Origin of the sequence: Rahnella sp. AN3-3W3 (assembly GCF_003263545.1) — a bacterium.
GTDB lineage: Bacteria > Pseudomonadota > Gammaproteobacteria > Enterobacterales > Enterobacteriaceae > Rahnella > Rahnella variigena.
Genome location: NZ_JYDG01000004.1, coordinates 141,072 through 158,900, shown reverse-complemented (window position 1 = coordinate 158,900; position 17,829 = coordinate 141,072). Strand labels below are relative to the sequence as shown.

Sequence of the window (17,829 nt, the reverse complement as noted above, 5' to 3'; positions counted from 1 at the left end):
CGTCAATGTTCAGAGCAAAAGAAGGCGGCATGATACGCCAATCCTCAGTAAGTTAAATCACTCTTATTGCTTTTTTTGCGGACGGTGAATGGTATGCAGGATCCGGTCATAGAATACCCGGTGCGTGAAAGCCCCGAGGCGCATCATCAGCGTGAAATTACCCGGTTATGCATCGAATGTGCCCTGATGCTGTTGCAGCATGGCGCGGAAAGTATGCTGGTCGAACAGCTGTCGGCAAGACTTGGTGTCGCGCTGGGCATGGACCGGGTGGAAAGCTCAATCTCCGCCAATGCCATTGTGCTCAGCACGCTCAGCGGCGGTTACAGCCTGACCTCAACGCGTAAGAATGTCGATCGCGGGATCAACATGCAGGTGGTGACCGAAGTCCAGCATACGGTGATCCTGGCTGAGCATAAACTGCTCGACAGTGCGCTGGTGGCAAAACGTCTGCAAAAAATCAAACCGCTGCGCTATCCGCGCTGGCTGATGGTGTTGATGGTGGCGCTCTCCTGCGGGTGTTTCAGCAAACTTAACGGCGGCGGATGGGATGCGTTCATCGTCACCTTTTTAGCCAGCGGCGTCGCTATGGCCGTTCGCCAAAGTCTCACTGCGCAGCACATGAATCCGCTGATCAACTTTTGCTGCACTGCATTTGTGGCGACGTCCATTTCAGGCCTGTTGTTGCGGCTGGGCATTTTTGAACAGTCGTCAAACGTCGCCATGGCCGCCAGCGTGTTATTGCTGGTGCCGGGGTTTCCGCTGATTAACGCTGTGGCGGATATGTTCAAGGGGCATGTGAATACCGGGCTGGCACGCTGGACGATGGCAAGTCTGCTGACGCTGGCAACCTGCATCGGTGTGGTCATGGCCATGGCGCTGTGGGATTTGCGGGGGTGGTCATGAGTCTTTTATGGGCGCTGATCGAGGACATGATTTTTGCCGCGGTGCCTGCGCTGGGCTTTGCGATGGTGTTTAATGTCCCACGCCGGGCATTACCCTATTGCGCACTGCTTGGCGGGCTCGGCCATGGCACCCGGATGTTACTTATTCATGGCGGGATCAACATTGAGTGGGCGTCCCTGCTGGCGGCTATACTGATTGGCATTATGGGTATTCGCTGGTCACGCTGGTTGCTGGCGCATCCTAAAGTTTTCACCGTTGCCGCCGTTATACCGATGTTCCCCGGTATATCAGCCTACACGGCGATGATTTCCGTGGTGGAGATTTCGCACCTTGGCTACAGCGAGGTATTGCTGTCGACGGCGCTTACCAATTTTCTGAAAGCCAGTTTTATCGTCGGAGCTTTATCTATCGGATTATCATTACCGGGATTGTGGCTGTACCGTAAACGCCCCGGTGTGTAAGGGTTGTTGTACAGCACCAATATACAGGACGAAATGCAGATCAACGGTTCAGCATTTTCGACTGAATTACGGCGAAAGCTTCCGGCTTTTGACCACACTTCAGGGGCTGAGATGGCACGTTTGACGGGGAATATCCCGGCAGGGGTAAAGCTCTCTTATATCTTTGTAAAGCGCAGGTCTTCCTATCGACGGCTGATAGGGCTTTCCGTATAGTGTCAGCTCTTTTTTCGGGTCACGCTCCAATTCCTTCTCTACACAGGGCTTCACAATGATTATTAGCCTGATCGCCGCACTGGCGACCGATCGCGTTATTGGCATGGAAAACGCTATGCCTTGGCATTTACCCGGTGATCTGGCCTGGTTCAAGCGTAATACGCTGAACAAACCTGTCATCATGGGACGCAAGACGTTTGAGTCAATCGGACGCCCATTGCCTGGCAGGCTGAATATCGTCATCAGCTCTAAACCTGGCGAACATGAAGGCGTGACCTGGGTAACGTCCGTTGACGCTGCACTGGCGGCGGCCGGTGATGTGGAAGAAGTCATGGTGATGGGCGGAGGCCGCGTTTACGAACAGTTGCTGCCAAAAGCTAACCGTTTATACCTGACTCACATCGACGCAGAAGTGGAAGGCGACACGCATTTCCCTGATTACGAGCCGGATGACTGGGAAAGCACCTTCAGCGAATTCCATGATGCGGATGAGCAGAACTCTCACGGTTATTGCTTCGAAATTCTCGACCGCCGCGCCTGATACCTGATCAGTCTGAAATGAAAAAGGCACCTTTTGAAGGTGCCTTTTTGCTGTCTGAATGTCTGCGGTTTATTAAATCGCTTTTGGGATCTCAGACTGCTCTTTTTCGCTGTGGCGGTTTGACGGCTGCGTGAAGTAGGTTTTATCTTCCCAGCGTAGCATCGTCAGATCTCCGCCCCAGCAACACCCGGTATCGAGTGCGTAAATACCTTCCGGCGCGCCTTTTCCTTCCAGAGACGCCCAGTGACCAAACGCAATGCTGTAACCTGCTTCCCGAACAGGACCCGGAATATCAAACCAGGGTTTGAGCGGTTTTGGCGCGCTTTCCGGCACATCCTTGCAAATCATGTCCAGCTGACCGTTTGGGAAACAGTAGCGCATCCGGGTAAATGCGTTGGTACTGAAACGCAGGCGTGCCAGGCCCGAAAGCTCCGGGTGCCAGTTGTTTGGCATATCGCCATACATCGCATCCAGAAATAGCGGATAGGTGTCGCTGCTCAGCACGGATTCCACTTCACGGGCGCACATCTGCGCCGTTTCGAGATCCCACTGCGGCGTGATCCCGGCGTGTGCCATGACCAGCTTCAGCTCATCGTCTACCTGCAATACCGGCTGACGTCGCAGCCAGTTGATCAGCTCATCAGCATCTTCGGCTTCAAGCAGAGGCGTGATGCGATCTTTCGGTTTGTTAAAGCTGATACCGGCGTAAACCGCCAGCAGATGCAGATCATGGTTACCGAGTACCATGCGAACCGAATCCCCCAAACCGCTGACAAAACGCAGCACGTCGAGAGAGGACGGACCGCGGGCAACCAGATCACCGGTCAGCCACAGGACATCATTTTGCGGATCAAAATCCACCTGCGCCAATAGCGCCTTGAGTTCATCGATGCAGCCGTGAACATCACCAATAAGATATGTCGACATGAGGATTAATTTATCAGCGTAGGGATGGCGAGGCGGAAGACCGGAACAGGCACACGGAAGGCTTCACCGTCTTGTGCGACCATTTCATAATGGCCTTCCATCGTGCCCAGCGGCGTTTCTAAAATCGCGCCGCTGGTATAGTGAAATTCATTGCCAGGCAGGATCAGCGGTTGTTCACCGATGACCCCTTCGCCCTGAACTTCTGTCTGGCGGCCATTACTGTTGGTAATCAGCCAGTAACGGCGAAGCAGTTGGACATTAAAACGCCCCAGATTGCGGATGGTGATGGTGTAAGCGAAGACAAAACGTTCTTCTTCCGGTATCGACTGTGACTCAACGTAGATACTTTGCACCTGAACACAAACGCGGGGCGAATTAAGCATAACGCTACTCCTGAGGTTCCGGGGTTTTAGGTCGTGTGGACAACCAGTTAGCCAGTTTACAGAATTGCTCTACAGAAATATTTTCAGCACGCATGCTGAGATCTAAGCCCAGCTCGGTCATTTGTTCTGATGTGAACAGATGGCCGAGGCTGTTGCGTATTGTTTTACGACGCTGGTTGAACGCATCGGTAGTCAGACGGCTCAGAATGCGAATATCCGGGACCGGATACGGGATCACTTCATGCGGCACTAAACGCACCACAGCGGATTCCACTTTCGGCGCCGGTGTGAAGGATTCTGGTGGAACTTCCAGAACCGGGATCACGTTGCAATAATATTGCGCCATCACCGTTAAACGACCATACGCTTTGCTGTTCGGACCTGCAACCAGACGGTTTACCACTTCCTTCTGCAACATAAAATGCATGTCTTTGATGGCGTTGGTATAGGTGAACAAATGAAACATCAGCGGCGTAGAAATGTTGTATGGCAGGTTACCAAAGACGCGCAGTGGCTGACCGAGTTCTTCAGACAGCTCGCCGAAATTGATTTTCATTGCGTCAGACTGGATGACCCGCAATTTGCCCTGAAACTTAGGGTTATTTTCCAGACGCGTCGCCAGATCACGGTCGAGTTCGATCACAGTCATGCTGTCCAGACGTGAAGCGACAGGCTCAGTTAATGCTGCCAGACCCGGACCGATTTCAACGACAGCTTCACCCGGCATAGGGTGAATGGCCGACACGATGCTATCGATAACAAACTGATCGGTTAAGAAGTTTTGCCCAAAACGTTTACGGGCAAAGTGACCTTGGTGGACTCTACTATTCATTGTTGTTATTTATCGTTGCTGTTATTTGCCATGTGAATGGCGAGATTTATTGCTGTCTTGAAACTGCCCGCATCGGCGGTGCCGGTGGCGGCGAGTTCAAGGGCGGTACCGTGATCAACGGAAGTCCGGATAAAAGGCAGGCCAAGCGTGATATTCACTGCGCGACCGAATCCCTGATATTTTAGCACCGGAAGGCCCTGATCGTGATACATCGATAAAACAGCATCGGCATGTTGCAGATATTTAGGCTGGAATAACGTATCAGCGGGCAGCGGGCCGATGAGATCTATCCCTTGCTGGCGCAGTTCGTCCAGTGCAGGAATGATAATGTCGATCTCTTCGTGCCCCATGTGGCCACCTTCGCCGGCATGTGGATTCAGACCACACACATAAATTTTCGGCGCGGTAATACCAAATTTGGTTTTCAGATCATGATGCAAAATGGTGATGACTTCATGCAGGCATTCACGGGTAATGGCACCCGGCACCGCCAGCAGAGGCAAGTGCGTAGTCGCCAGCGCAACGCGTAATTCTTCGGTCGCCAGCATCATCACAACACGGTTGCAATGGCTGCGGTCGGCGAAGAATTCGGTGTGACCGATGAAGGGAATACCGGCATCATTGATAATACTTTTCTGAACCGGACCGGTGATCAGTGCGGAAAATTCGCCGCTGATAGCACCGTCGCAGGCACGCGCCAGCGTTTCTACCACGTAAGGCGCATTAGCAACATCCAGTTTCCCGGCTGTCACAGGTGCGGCGAGGTTAACGGGTAAAACGGTCAGTGTGCCTGCCGCCTGAGGCTCAGGCGGACGGCCTTGCTGATAATCACGCAACTGAATACTCAGACCCAGTTTCTCAGCACGTTCAAGCAGTAAGGCCGGATCGGCACATACCACTAACTCAACAGGCCATGCCTGCTGAGCCAGAGCGAGTACCAGATCCGGCCCAACCCCGGCTGGCTCGCCGGGGGTGATGACCACAGATTTTGTCACGGAAGTATTATTTTCCATTACCATCCATAATTTTCACATACGCTTCAGCACGTTGTTCCTGCATCCACGTCTGAGCTTCTTCCGCAAATTTGCGGTTGAACAGCATGCGGTAAGCACGTTCTTTCTGTGCTGCATCTGTTTTATCGACCTGACGGGTGTCGATCAGTTGGATCAAATGCCAGCCGAACGAGGAGTGAACCGGTGCGCTCATTTCACCTTTTTTCAGGTTCATCAGGGCATCACGGAACGCCGGATCGTACATGTCTGGTGAAGCCCAACCTAAATCGCCGCCCTGATTGGCAGAGCCCGGATCCTGAGAAAGCTGTTTAGCTTCTTCAGCGAAGGTCGCTTTGCCGCTCTTAATATCCGCAGCCACTTGTTCCAGTTTTGCACGCGCCTGCGCATCGGTCATCACCACTGAAGGTTTCAGCAGGATGTGGCGGGCGTGTACTTCGGTGACGGAAACGGTTTTGTTATCGCCACGGATATCGTTCACTTTCAGGATATGGAAACCAACACCTGAACGGATCGGACCGATAACCTGACCTTTCTGCGCGGTGCTCAACGCCTGTGCAAACAGGGAAGGCAGTTCCTGCAATTTGCCCCAGCCCATGTTGCCGCCTTTCAGCGCCTGGGAGTCAGCAGAGTAGGTGATCGCCAGTTTGCCGAAATCCGCCCCATTGTTCAGATCAGAGACGATTTTCTTCGCCAGCTGTTCTGCAGAATCAACCTGATCCTGCGTCGGGTTTTCTGGCAATGGCAACAGGATGTGGCTGAGGTTGAATTCAGCACCGCTGCCATTTTGCGCAGCAACCTGTTTGGCCAGCTGATCCACTTCCTGAGGCAGGATCGTAACGCGACGACGTACTTCGCTGTTACGCACTTCGCTGATGATCATTTCTTTGCGGATCTGGGCACGGTAGGTGCTGTAGTTCAAACCGTCATATGCAAGACGGCTGCGAAGCTGATCGACAGAAATGTTGTTCTGCTGGGCGATACTGGCGATGGCTTTATCGACATCCTGATCGTTTGGCGTGATCCCCATACGGGTCGCCATCTGCAACTGGATCTGATCCATGATCAGACGATCGAGGATCTGGTGACGTAACGTTGCGTCATCCGGCAGCTGTTGTTTAGCCTGCTGTGCCTGCTGTTTAACGGAATTAAACAAACCATCCACGTCACTTTGCAATACGACGCCGTTGTTCACGACGGCAGCAACTTTATCAACTTCCTGAGGGGCAGCAAACGCAGTGCTGGCACAAAGCGTCACGCCGAGGAGAAGTGTTCTCCAGTTCTTCATACTTTTTCCATTTGTCTAATCCGCAAGCGCGGGTTTCAAGTTCACTGAGTTCGTAGTGTCTTCACTAAATCAGCCCTGTCTGCACGAAATGACATGCAGACAGGAAATCAAGAGCGTCGTCGGGCTTAGAAAGCTCGCTGATATGGCAGTATGCCTGTGGCCAACATTTCTTTTGTTCCGAGGGTTTGATTGTTACCCAGGCCTCTAAGTTCAATATTGAAACCAATCTTATTGTCATACTTACTTTCGGACTTGGTCGTGTCGTAGTTGGTGATCTTACGTTCGTAACCGACATTGATTGCCCAGCAGCAGGTATTGTATTGCAGGCCGATTAACTGATCGGCGCTTTGCTGTGCTTTGGTATCGTAATAATACGCACCGACGATGGACCAGCGATCGGCAATCGGCCAGCTGGCGATACCGCCGACCTGAGAAATACCGTCCTGATACCCCGGGTTGGTGACCTGAGGTAATGTCGCCTGAATATATTCCGGGCTGGCATAACGGTAGCTCAACTGAATCATTTTCTCTGAGTCAGCACGATACTCAAGCACTGCATCGCCCAGCGCCAGTGCATCAAGACGGGTGTCGTATTGCACACCGCCGCGAACGCCCCAGAAGTTATTGATTTTGTAATAAGTGTCACCTGCCCAAACCAGGCTGCCGGTGTCATCATTTTTATCCAGCACGCTGTTCTGATCGCCAGTGCGCGGTGGCTGGAAGTAATAAATCTGTCCGGCAGAGGCGTTAAAACGCTCTTCCAGATTTTCGTCGTAAATACGCGTGGTTAAACCACTCGCCACCTGATTGGCAGAAGCGATGCGGTCAAGGCCACTGTAACTTTTATCGCGGAACAGACCGGTGTAGTCGGACTGCAACAACGTGGAGTCATAGGTATTGATCGAACTCTGGTTACGATACGGAATGTACAGGTACTGCACTCGCGGCTCGAGGGTCTGGGTGTAATCACTGTTCCAGTCCATCGTACGGTCAAACACCATTTTGCCGTCGGTTTTAAATTCAGGCATAACGCGGTTCACGGATGAACGCAGTTTGGTGTCCGGGTTCGCATCATAATAGGCATCTGGAATATCCTGCTGATAGTGGGTAGCCATCAGCTTGATTTCGTTATCCAGACTGCCCCAGCCATTACTGAGCGGCAGGCTTAACGTAGGTTCGAAGTGAGTACGTATCGCTTCCGGGTTATCCGGGTTCACGCTGGTGAATTTCACCGCCTGACCGTACAGGTGCAGGTCGAACGGACCTACATCGTTTTTATAATAGTTAATGTCCAGCTGTGGCTGGGCACGGTAAGCATTGCTGTTACCATAATCAGTGAAGACCTGGAACTGCTTACTTGCCAGCGTCACATCCCAGTTCTTATTCGCATACCCTACACTGAATTTTTGCGTGGAATAGCCATCGGTACTGGAACCGTATTTCGAATCGAAATCGGTGAAGTAATAAGGGTCACTGACTTTGGTGTAATCGACGTTGAAGCGCCACACCTGATCGTAAACACCTGAATGACGCCAGTAATACATCCAGCGTTTGGTGGTGTTATCACTGGTACGGCCTTCGTCCTTCAGGAACTGATCGTCGATCTTCTTATCATTGCCCAGATAATCGAACTCCATCAGACCCGCACCGGCGACGGTCAGGTAGCGGAATTCGTTCTGCAGCTGCAGACCACGATCGCTCATGTAATTTGGCGTGATCGTGGCGTCGTAGTTTGGCGCAATGTTCCAGTAATAAGGAACTGTCAGGCCGAAACCATTGTTGGTGCTGTATTTAGCGTTAGGGATAAGGAAACCGGAACGGCGCTTATCCCCAATCGGTAACTGCATATAAGGGCTGTAGAACACAGGAACCGGGCCGATATGGAAACGAGCGTTCCAGATCTCAGCCACTTCTTCCTGACGGTCCTGAATCACTTCTGAACCGACGACGCTCCAGCTGTTATCACCGGGCAGACAGGTGGTGAACGTGCCGTTATCCATGATGGTGTAGCGGTTATTGTCACGCTGCTTCATCTTGTCAGCCTGGCCACGACCCTGACGGCCAACCATCTGATAATCACCATCCTGAACATCAGTGTCTTTCGTGGTCAGGTTTGCAAAGCCTTTCGGGCCCTTCAGCTTGATTTGATTATCGTTATAACGCACGTTGCCGGTCGCTGTGGCGGTTCGGGTCGGCGTTGGCTGATTAGGATTCGCGATTTGATTGAGCTGAACCTGATCAGCGTCCAGTGTGCTGTTTCCCTGAACAACGTTAACGTTGCCGCTAAACAACGCGCTGTCGGGATAATTGCCTGTCGCCTTATCGGCATTAATAGTGACAGGCAGTGAGTTAGGATCACCCTGCACCAAAGGTTTGTCATAGGTCGGAACGCCGAGCATACATTGTTCTGCGAGATCGGCCATTGCGCCGTGACTGTACAATACTGACCAGATTGTGGCGGCCAGCATTGTCGGTAAGCGTGTTTTCAGACGTCTGTTTTTCATACGTAAAATGGTGTTCCGTCATCAGAGGCATCATGCCGGCAAACGGTCAGAGACTATCTCACTCATCATGGTTGCGCTAGTGTTAAATCCCACCGGTTACGTTGCCGCCGTTAGGCACAACGATAAATGCCGGTTATGATAAAGCAATTTTTAAGCGACGGCATGGCGAATTGAGGAGTATATGCAGTATTGGGGAAAACTGCTCGGACTTATCCTTGGCTTATGGTCAGGTTTAGGCTTCTGGGGAATTGTTGCAGGGCTGGTGATAGGGCATATGTTTGATACCGCGCGTTCCGCGAAACGCCGTGGATATTTTGCCGATCAGCAGACACGTCAAACCATCTTTTTCCGCACCACCTTTGAGGTGATGGGGAATCTGACTAAATCAAAAGGCAGAGTTACCGAAGCAGATATTCAGATCGCCAGTCTTTACATGGAACGTATGCAACTGCATGGCGAGCAACGTGAAGCCGCGCAACGTGCCTTCCGCGATGGCAAAGAAGCCAATTATCCTTTGCGGGAAAAAATGCGTGAACTGCGCAGTGCGTGTTTTGGTCGTTTTGACCTGATACGGACTTTTCTGGAAATTCAGATCCAGGCGGCCTACGCCGACGGTTCATTGCATCCTAACGAACGCGAAGTGCTGTATGTGATTGCTGAAGAACTGGGTATTTCACGGATGCAGTTCGATCAGTTCCTGCGCATGATGGAAGGCGGCCAGCAGTTTGGCGGCCATCAGCAGGGCGGGCGTTCCTATGGCGGCGGTTATCACCAGACGCAGCAAGGCCCGACGCTGGCGGATGCCTGTAAAGTGCTGGGCGTGAATGCCACCGATGACGCGACGACCATCAAACGTGCCTACCGCAAACTGATGGGCGAGCATCATCCTGACAAACTGGTGGCGAAAGGTTTGCCACCTGAAATGATGGAAATGGCCAAGGAAAAAGCGCAGGCGATACAGGCGGCGTATGACCTGATCAAACGCGAAAAAGGCTTTAAATAACGTCATCATAAAAAAGGCGTCCATTCCAGGACGCCTTTTGCTTTTCGTTTCATATGCGGTCAGGGATCAGAAACTCACCTTCACGCCTGCAATCGCCTGCCAGTAATCAACCCCTTCATCTTCAATTCTGTGCTGATACTGCACACCGGTGTTCAGTGACACATTCGGTGTCGGGTTACTGATAATCCCCAGATCGATCATACCAGAGCTACCTGTTGCCCCACTGCGGAAGCTGTTGCTGACGTCGCTGTAGGTGTCCCCGATGTCCACTGACGCATCGTCACTGAGATCTTTAATGAACAGGGTATTGGCGGTCACCGCCCATTTACCTGCATTCGCGGTATCCCAGTCGTAGCGGTAACGCATCCCTAAGCGGGCAGTCGGACGGGTGATATCGTCATAATGCACCTTGGTATTATCAATATCAGTAAAATCATCGACTTGCAGTCGCTGAATGCCAAATCCAACTAATGGCGTCAACACATGATTGCCCGCCTGGATTTTATATCCCACATCGACAGAGCCGCCGAAGGATTTCGCACTGATATCCGCCACGTCACTGCCGCGCAGGTCAGTCGATACATTGCCATCATAGATGGCGACATCCGAAGCCACATCCACCGTTAATCCGCTGACATACTGATACGACAGCAGTGAAGAGAGTCCCCAGGTGGTGTATTGCGTTTTGCTGTTGCCATCAGCGGCATCCGGCGTGACATCCAGATTAGCGCTGGAAAGGCCAAGGCTCAGTCCCAGTGCGTGAGTATCATTACCCAGTTGCAGAACTTTACCGCCAAACAACCAGCCTTCTTCTTTCTGGGTGTAGTCATAGCCATAATTCATAAAGCCCAACGAAGAATGATATTTATCTTCCCCATTGAGGTACTGGAAGAACATGTGCAGTTTTTTATCATCCTGCGCCAGTGTCTGGTTACGGAATGTCTCATTCACCCGGCTGTTATAGCTCAGCAGGGCGGAAGGTAATGAAAGATAGGAAGGCACCTGCGGTGTGACAGCCGGGCGTGTATTTTTCCCGTTGTCATCCTCATCGGGTGTCGGAGCAGGAGGAACAGGTATGTCGCCGTCATCCGGAGTTGGATCGGGAATCGGTGTCTCATCGCTGCCGTCATCCGGTGTCGGATCGGGAACCGGCGTATCGTCGCCGGCGTCATCCGGCGTGGGATCCGGAACCGGCGTGTTATCGACAGGCACCGTATTATCGCCTTCAGTCAGCATATTGTTTTGCAGACGATAGTCCCAGAACTGATCGCCGCTTCCTTCAACATCACGCTGCTCCTCGGAGCTGCGTCCCGGCGCGAAAGCGTAAAGGTTGTAGGCATAAGCGCCACGCGCGACATATTCCCCCGCCAGTTTGAAGCTGTTTTTTGTGGCGTTACCCGCTACCTGAATCAGAGAGATCCCTTCCTGATTATCCGCTGCACCGTCATTATCCGTGTCGGTGAAGAAGCCGGCACCCGAAGGCGTGACCTGAACGGTAACAGGTGCTGAAGAAACCACGTCGCCATTGATCAGTAACTTGTCGGTTTGCGCAAAACTCGGATCGAAATGTGTGCGCAAGCTGAGCAGATTATTGTTACCTGCAGCGAGTGTGCCGTTAACGGTTTGTGTTGCAGGCACAAAGGCATCGCTTTCGCTCTCTGCTGGCCATTGTGGAAGAAGCTGAACATCATCTTTCAGAATAAGATCTGTGACGGTGCTGTTCCCCGCCAGCAAGGTGTTTTGTTCCATCGTCACGGTCGAGGTAAGGGAGCCGTTGAGGATCAGCGCGCCGCTGTAGATATGGGTGTCACCGGTGAAGGTATTCTCGCTGTTGATGTACAGCGCGCCTGGCGCCATTTTCTTCAGGGTGCCGTGACCGGAGATTGTGGCGTCAATCACCACGTCATTATTGCCGTCAGTGCTGGTGGTCTTACTGTCGGTCTGATCCACAGAAATCACACTGTCAGCGGCGAGTTCCACCTTGCCGCTCAGATGCGATTTACTGTTCAGCATCAGGTTTGCCCGCTCGTTGAGCTTCACGTTGGCATCCAGCGTGGCGTGCTCGTTCACGCGCAGGGTGGCGTGGCTGGCCACATCCACATTGTTTATCGTGTAGGTTTCATCAATCCAGTCGTCGCTGAACACGACGTCACCGGCATGCGGGGTCGGACGACCGGCGAGTCTCAGAACGCCATTTTGCACGGAGAGCTGATTCAGATCGGCACCGCCCGCCAGTTCCCAGACGCCTGCGGAGGAGTCCGGTGCATAATCGACGTTTAAATTCGACGCTGTTTCCTGACTGCCGAGATGGCCGACGAAGGTCTGGTTACTGCTGTTGTTCAGTGTCAGGGTGCTGAGCTGGTCTGCATTGCCGTTAATAATGGCGGCACCGGAATCACTGTGATTAATGCTGCTGAAAGCCATGTCATAGCCATTCAGATCCAGATTACCGCCACGGTAGCCAAAGTTTATGTCACTGCTTTCAATCTGGTTTTCACCGCCGATCTGCACCGTCGGGCGCCCGCTTACGATGGTGATTTTGGAGAAGGCCTTTTGCTCACCCGCTTCATTGGCTTGTTGTGCCAGAACCACCAGACCGTCGCCAACATTCAGCGCGCCGCCATTATTGCCCACGGCATTGACGTACAGCGTACCTTCACCGATTTTATGCAGGGTGTCTCCGTCTAATCCATTGACTTCCCAGTCGACGGTTTTCCCCGCATCGACTTCGATCCCACCGCCTACCCAGGTGCTGTCTGCACCTTCCGCCGACACGACCCGGTAATCGTTGGAGAACTGTAGTTTTGCGGCACCATGATTGACGGCGCTGTCGAGTACGATCAGGCCGCCATCACCGGCGAAGCGCAGGTCTTTAGAGGCATCGAGTTCATCATTACTGGCTTGCGAAGGCAGTGCTGTATTGACGCCGTGCCACTGCCAGCTGTTTTCGCCCTGCGTAATTTTGGCTGCCGTCCAGTGAATGTCGCCATCGGCGGCGATATCAGTGACATCCGGATCAATGTTTTTGGCAAACACGCTCTCCATGAATGCCTGTTGTATGTAAAGAGTATAGCTGTCGTAATTATAAGGTCCGTAACCACCGCCCCAGGGCGAAACGCCGACAATTTTCCAGATTTTTTCTTTACTGTCATAAACAAACAGCGGGCTGCCGCTGTCACCGGCCTGAATTGCACTGCTGAAAGGCTGAACGCGTGCATCTGTAGGACCATAATTGATCCACTTCAGTTGCCCGCTCTGAAAGGTAGGATTAACAATTGTGCCACCAGACTTCCATGTATACGCACCCGCGAGATATTTCACCTTATGTGTAACGGGGTCGACCTGATATTGCGTGCCGGATCCGGCGCGTGCGAAATAGGTATAACGTTCCTTATCAGTGGTAAACTCAGCGGGATCTGCGACAGGCATCGGTGCAGCTTCAGTGACCACTTTATTTAAACGCGGGACATGAAAGTCTTTATTTTTGGTATAATAAGCCGGGTCAATGTTGCGATTAATCAGTTTATAAGTAGTTCTGTATTTCGCATGATTGCCAAAGTCTACGGAATTATATCCACCGTTATGGGCCACGCTGACAACATAAGAGGGAGAGATTAAGGTCGCGTACCCCAGACTGTTGACGGCGCCAAAATCAGGCATAGGAAAATTCAGCACACCGGCTGATGTGCCATCCATTTTAAAGACTTCGATATTCTCTTCGCCAGCCTCGTATTTTCCCAGATTCTCGGCAAAGTCGCGATAGTTCTGCACGGAAACATCTTCACGCATAATCCCGGCATCGGCATCAAACAGCGCCAATGCAATTAAGCTACTAAGTAGCTTGGGTTTCCATTTCATTATTGTCGTCCCTGGGGATGAAATTATTAAAAAGGAGGGGATGTTAGCAGTTTCAGGAAGAGTAATGACAGCTAAGGGAATAACAGGCTAAGGGGAGGTACTATTTTACGAAGAGTTAAAATCTAATAAAACAAGGTGATGGGAATATAATACATATTGCTTAAAAATGATTTAAGAAATATGCATTATATGAATAATTAAAAATCTGGTTCGCAATTAAACACCAGTGGCGCATCCGTTATCGGATGATAGAACGATAATTCCTGTGCATGTAGTTGTAAACGGTCTGCTGCCGCCAGAGCCTGCGGATGTGCATAGAATTTATCGCCCAGAATCGGATGCCCGAGCGCCAGAAGGTGAACGCGCAACTGATGCGAACGTCCGGTGATTGGTCGCAGTTTCACCCGCGTGGTGCCGTCATCATCCCATGACATCACTTCGTATTGCGTCAGCGCCTTTTTGCCGGTCTCATGGCAGATCTTCTGCTTTGGCCGGTTGGGATAATCGCAAATTAGCGGTAAATCGATAATGCCGTAATCTTCTTCAACCCGTCCCCAGACCCTGGCGATATACACTTTCTTGGTTTCGCGCTCGCGGAACTGACGTTTCAGCTCACGCTCAGCCTCTTTGGTCAGCGCCACGACGATCACGCCGCTGGTCGACATATCCAGACGATGGACGGATTCAGCCTCGGGAAATTGCTGCTGAATGCGCGTCATCAGGCTGTCCTGATGCTCGGCTAATTTGCCGGGTACCGAAAGCAGCCCGCTCGGTTTATTGACCACCATGATGTGCTCATCCTGAAAAATCACCTGTAACCAGGGATCGGTCGGCGGATTGTAATTCTCCAGCGGCCGGGTTTTTGACGGTTCAGGGATTGTGGGTTGATGTTCGCTCATAGCGGTTTCAGTCTGCATTCGGGTTGAAATAAAGAAGGGATGCAGACTGCCTGCATCCCGTCGGGCTTACTGGTGGCTGACCACCACAAGGCGGATCGCATCCAGACGCCAGCTGGCATCGTTCAGATTCGCCAGCACCTGCTTACGGTTAGAGTCTACTGATTCCAGTTCGTCATCACGAATGTTCGGATTCACTTCCTTCAGTGCTTTAAGGCGATCCAGCTCTTTGGTCAGTTGCTCGTCGGCTTCTACTTTGGCCGCTTCAATCAGGGCGCGTGCCTGTTCAGCGATTTCCGCTTCTGCCTGTTGCAGCATAGCGTGGACATCCTGCTGCACCGCATTCACCAGCTTGCTGGAGTTATGACGGTTGATGGCGTTCAGCTGACGGTTAAAGCTTTCGAATTCGACCTGAGCCGCCAGATTGGTGCCTTTACGATCCATCAGCATGCGCACCGGCGTCGGTGGCAGGAAACGGGTCAGTTGCAGATGTTTCGGCGCCTGACATTCCACCACGTAAACCAGCTCAGCCAGCAGGGTACCCACCGGCAGTGCTTTGTTTTTCAGGATCGACACCGCGCAGCTGCCGGTATCGCCGGACAGGATCAGATCCAGCCCGTTACGCACGATCGGATGTTCCCAGCTGATGAACTGCGCATCTTCACGGGACAGCGCCTGTTCACGATCGAAGGTGACGGTACAACCGTCTTCCGGCAGCCCCGGAAAATCCGGCACCAGCATGTGTTCGGAAGGCGTCAGTACGATCAGATTGTCGCTGCGATCTTCCTGATTGATGCCGACGATATCGAACAGGTTCAGCGCAAAGTTGACCAGGTTAACATCGTTATCCTGCTCGCCGATTTCCTTCGCCAGTTGCTGCGCACGTTCGCCGCCGTTGGAATGCATCTCCAGCAGACGGTCGCGGCCATTTTCCAGCTTCTCTTTCAGCGCATCATGTTCGGCGCGACATGTGAGAATAAACTCGTCCAGACCAGCCTGCTCGGCAGGCGTCGCCAGGAAGGCAATCAGTTGCTCATACGCGCTGTCATAAATGGTACGGCCGGTCGGACAGGTATGTTCAAACGCGTCCAGACCTTCATGGAACCAGCGAACCAGCACCGACTGCGCGGTCTGCTCGAGGTAAGGCACCATGATGTCGATATTATTTTGCTGACCAATACGATCCAGACGACCAATACGCTGCTCCAGCAGATCCGGGTTAAACGGCAAGTCGAACATCACCATTTTGCTGGCGAACTGGAAGTTACGGCCTTCGGAGCCGATTTCAGAACACAGCAGCACCTGAGCGCCTTCTTCCTGAGAAGCAAAGTAAGCAGCAGCTCGGTCACGTTCAATGATCGACAACCCTTCGTGGAACACGGCGGCACGGATCGCTTCACGTTCACGCAGAACCTGCTCCAGTTGCAATGCGGTGGCGGCTTTGGCGCAGATCACCAGCACCTTCTCGTCACGGTTAGCGGTCAGATAACCGAGCAGCCATTCGACGCGCGGATCAAAGTTCCACCAGGTGGCGTTCTCGCCTTCGAACTCCTGATAAATCTGCTCCGGGTACAGCATGTCGTGCGCACGGGCTTCGGCGGTTTTCTTCGCGCCCATAATGCCTGAGACTTTAATCGCGGTCTGATACTGCGTCGGCAGCGGCAGTTTCACCGCGTGCAGATGACGCTCAGGGAAACCTTTCACGCCGTTACGGGTGTTACGGAACAGTACGCGGCTGGTGCCGTGACGATCCATCAGCATGGAAACCAGCTGTTTCGCGGCCGCTTCATCGCCTTTGTTGGCGGCGGTCAGCAGGGCATCGGTATCGGCGTTGCCTACACTTTCGCCCAGCAATGCCAGCGCTTCCGGCGTCAGAGGTTCTTTGTTGAGTAACAGCGTGACGGCATCGGCCACAGGCTGATACTGCTGTTGTTCTTCGATAAATTCTTCGTAATCGTGGAAACGATCCGGATCCAGCAGGCGCAGACGCGCAAAGTGACTTTCCTGACCCAGTTGTTCCGGCGTCGCCGTCAGCAGCAGAACGCTTGGGATTTGCTGGGAAAGTTGCTCGATAACCTGATATTCGCGGCTTGGCGCGTCTTCGCTCCACACCAGATGGTGCGCTTCATCGACCACCAGCATGTCCCACGCCGCATCAGAAAGCTGCTCAAGGCGGGATTTATTGCGGCGCACGAAATCAAGCGAACAGATCACCAGCTGTTCAGTTTCAAACGGATTAGTCGCCTCATGTACGGATTCAGCGTAGCGGTCGTCATCAAACAGTGAGAAACGCAGGTTGAAGCGGCGCAGCATTTCTACCAGCCACTGGTGTTGCAGGGTTTCCGGCACCACGATCAATACGCGCTCAGCACGGCCAGACAGCAGTTGCTGATGAATAATCATACCGGCTTCAATGGTTTTACCCAGACCCACTTCATCAGCCAGTAAAACGCGCGGCGCGTGACGCTGACCGACTTCGTAAGCAATGTGCAGCTGATGCGGGATCAGGCTGGCGCGCATACCGCGCAGGCCGCCGAATTCCAGACGGAACTGTTCGCGCTGATATTTACGGGCGCGGAAACGCAGGGCGAAGCGATCCATACGGTCAATCTGACCGGCAAACAGACGGTCCTGCGGCTTACTGAACGTCAGCTTGCTGTCGAGCAGCACTTCACGCATCGCGACGCCGGTTTCTTCGGTATCCAGACGGGTACCGATGTAAGTCAGCAGGCCTTTATCTTCCAGGACTTCTTCGACCTGTAACTGCCAGCCTTCATGACTGCTGATGGTGTCACCGGGATTGAACATCACGCGGGTGATCGGGGAATCATTTCGGGCATACAAACGGTTTTCACCGGTGGCGGGGAAAAGCAGAGTAACCATGCGCACGTCCAGCGCTACTACGGTCCCTAATCCTAATTCGCTTTCCGTATCGCTTATCCAGCGTTGACCCAATGTAAACGGCATAATCTCTCTCTGTGTTGTTTGCTCGGTATACGACGACTGCGCA

13 protein-coding genes are annotated in these 17,829 nt (G+C 52.6%); 4 read left to right on the top strand and 9 right to left on the bottom strand.

The genetic code is table 11. The features are described from left to right. The first annotated feature begins 93 nt into the window (after positions 1-93). From UC15_RS02630 to folA, 3 genes are all read left to right on the top strand, one after another. Positions 94-903 carry a threonine/serine exporter ThrE family protein gene (locus UC15_RS02630; protein ID WP_112286982.1) on the top strand — a complete coding sequence of 270 codons (810 nt, stop codon included), beginning with the start codon at positions 94-96 and terminating at the stop codon, positions 901-903. After that, entirely contained in the window at positions 900-1,364 is a 465-nt protein-coding gene (locus tag UC15_RS02625; protein ID WP_165929049.1) for a threonine/serine exporter, read from the top strand. The genes UC15_RS02630 and UC15_RS02625 overlap by 4 nt, the downstream gene beginning before the upstream one ends. 268 nt (positions 1,365-1,632) lie before the next feature. Next, positions 1,633-2,118: a type 3 dihydrofolate reductase gene (folA, locus tag UC15_RS02620; RefSeq protein ID WP_013577047.1), complete on the top strand. Its 486-nt coding sequence runs from the start codon at positions 1,633-1,635 to the stop codon at positions 2,116-2,118. Positions 2,119-2,190: 72 nt separating this feature from the next. Here folA and apaH read toward each other — a convergent pair whose 3' ends face one another. From apaH to lptD, 6 genes are all read right to left on the bottom strand, one after another. Beyond that, a complete protein-coding gene (gene apaH, locus UC15_RS02615) occupies positions 2,191-3,045 on the bottom strand; it encodes a bis(5'-nucleosyl)-tetraphosphatase (symmetrical) ApaH (RefSeq protein ID WP_112286980.1) in 855 nt (284 codons plus the stop codon). Between the two features lie 5 nt (positions 3,046-3,050). After that, positions 3,051-3,428 (bottom strand): Co2+/Mg2+ efflux protein ApaG, encoded by a 378-nt coding sequence (apaG, locus tag UC15_RS02610; protein WP_112286979.1) that lies wholly within the window; start codon positions 3,426-3,428, stop codon positions 3,051-3,053. A gap of 4 nt (positions 3,429-3,432) precedes the next feature. After that, positions 3,433-4,260 (bottom strand): 16S rRNA (adenine(1518)-N(6)/adenine(1519)-N(6))-dimethyltransferase RsmA, encoded by an 828-nt coding sequence (gene rsmA, locus UC15_RS02605; RefSeq protein ID WP_112286978.1) that lies wholly within the window; start codon positions 4,258-4,260, stop codon positions 3,433-3,435. A gap of 5 nt (positions 4,261-4,265) precedes the next feature. After that, the gene (pdxA, locus tag UC15_RS02600) at positions 4,266-5,273 is read right to left on the bottom strand and encodes a 4-hydroxythreonine-4-phosphate dehydrogenase PdxA (RefSeq protein ID WP_112287013.1); all 1,008 of its coding nucleotides are present in this window, start codon (positions 5,271-5,273) and stop codon (positions 4,266-4,268) included. Beyond that, positions 5,263-6,558: a peptidylprolyl isomerase SurA gene (surA, locus tag UC15_RS02595; RefSeq protein ID WP_112286977.1), complete on the bottom strand. Its 1,296-nt coding sequence runs from the start codon at positions 6,556-6,558 to the stop codon at positions 5,263-5,265. Before surA ends, pdxA begins: the two co-directional genes overlap by 11 nt. Before the next feature lie 125 nt (positions 6,559-6,683). Next, positions 6,684-9,062, bottom strand: coding sequence for an LPS assembly protein LptD (gene lptD / locus UC15_RS02590; protein WP_112286976.1), 2,379 nt, complete (start codon positions 9,060-9,062; stop codon positions 6,684-6,686). Positions 9,063-9,243: 181 nt separating this feature from the next. Between lptD and djlA the strand changes: the two genes are divergently transcribed. Next, positions 9,244-10,065 (top strand): co-chaperone DjlA, encoded by an 822-nt coding sequence (gene djlA / locus UC15_RS02585; protein ID WP_112286975.1) that lies wholly within the window; start codon positions 9,244-9,246, stop codon positions 10,063-10,065. Positions 10,066-10,131: 66 nt separating this feature from the next. On the opposite strand, the gene UC15_RS02580 is transcribed toward djlA, so the two are convergent. From UC15_RS02580 to rapA, 3 genes are all read right to left on the bottom strand, one after another. After that, a complete protein-coding gene (locus tag UC15_RS02580) occupies positions 10,132-13,923 on the bottom strand; it encodes a S6 family peptidase (protein WP_112286974.1) in 3,792 nt (1,263 codons plus the stop codon). Positions 13,924-14,120: 197 nt separating this feature from the next. Continuing rightward, entirely contained in the window at positions 14,121-14,822 is a 702-nt protein-coding gene (rluA, locus tag UC15_RS02575) for a bifunctional tRNA pseudouridine(32) synthase/23S rRNA pseudouridine(746) synthase RluA (protein ID WP_112287012.1), read from the bottom strand. Between the two features lie 66 nt (positions 14,823-14,888). Beyond that, entirely contained in the window at positions 14,889-17,786 is a 2,898-nt protein-coding gene (rapA, locus tag UC15_RS02570; protein WP_112286973.1) for an RNA polymerase-associated protein RapA, read from the bottom strand. Positions 17,787-17,829 lie beyond the last annotated feature (43 nt).

Bases quoted from the DNA above. Each gene is read 5' to 3' on its own strand.
- UC15_RS02630 (WP_112286982.1), top strand. From the start codon at position 94: ATGCAGGATCCGGTCATAGAATACCCGGTGCGTGAAAGCCCCGAGGCG.
- UC15_RS02625 (WP_165929049.1), top strand. From the start codon at position 900: ATGAGTCTTTTATGGGCGCTGATCGAGGACATGATTTTTGCCGCGGTG.
- folA (WP_013577047.1), top strand. From the start codon at position 1,633: ATGATTATTAGCCTGATCGCCGCACTGGCGACCGATCGCGTTATTGGC.
- apaH (WP_112286980.1), bottom strand. From the start codon at position 3,045: ATGTCGACATATCTTATTGGTGATGTTCACGGCTGCATCGATGAACTC.
- apaG (WP_112286979.1), bottom strand. From the start codon at position 3,428: ATGCTTAATTCGCCCCGCGTTTGTGTTCAGGTGCAAAGTATCTACGTT.
- rsmA (WP_112286978.1), bottom strand. From the start codon at position 4,260: ATGAATAGTAGAGTCCACCAAGGTCACTTTGCCCGTAAACGTTTTGGG.
- pdxA (WP_112287013.1), bottom strand. From the start codon at position 5,273: ATGGAAAATAATACTTCCGTGACAAAATCTGTGGTCATCACCCCCGGC.
- surA (WP_112286977.1), bottom strand. From the start codon at position 6,558: ATGAAGAACTGGAGAACACTTCTCCTCGGCGTGACGCTTTGTGCCAGC.
- lptD (WP_112286976.1), bottom strand. From the start codon at position 9,062: ATGAAAAACAGACGTCTGAAAACACGCTTACCGACAATGCTGGCCGCC.
- djlA (WP_112286975.1), top strand. From the start codon at position 9,244: ATGCAGTATTGGGGAAAACTGCTCGGACTTATCCTTGGCTTATGGTCA.
- UC15_RS02580 (WP_112286974.1), bottom strand. From the start codon at position 13,923: ATGAAATGGAAACCCAAGCTACTTAGTAGCTTAATTGCATTGGCGCTG.
- rluA (WP_112287012.1), bottom strand. From the start codon at position 14,822: ATGAGCGAACATCAACCCACAATCCCTGAACCGTCAAAAACCCGGCCG.
- rapA (WP_112286973.1), bottom strand. From the start codon at position 17,786: ATGCCGTTTACATTGGGTCAACGCTGGATAAGCGATACGGAAAGCGAA.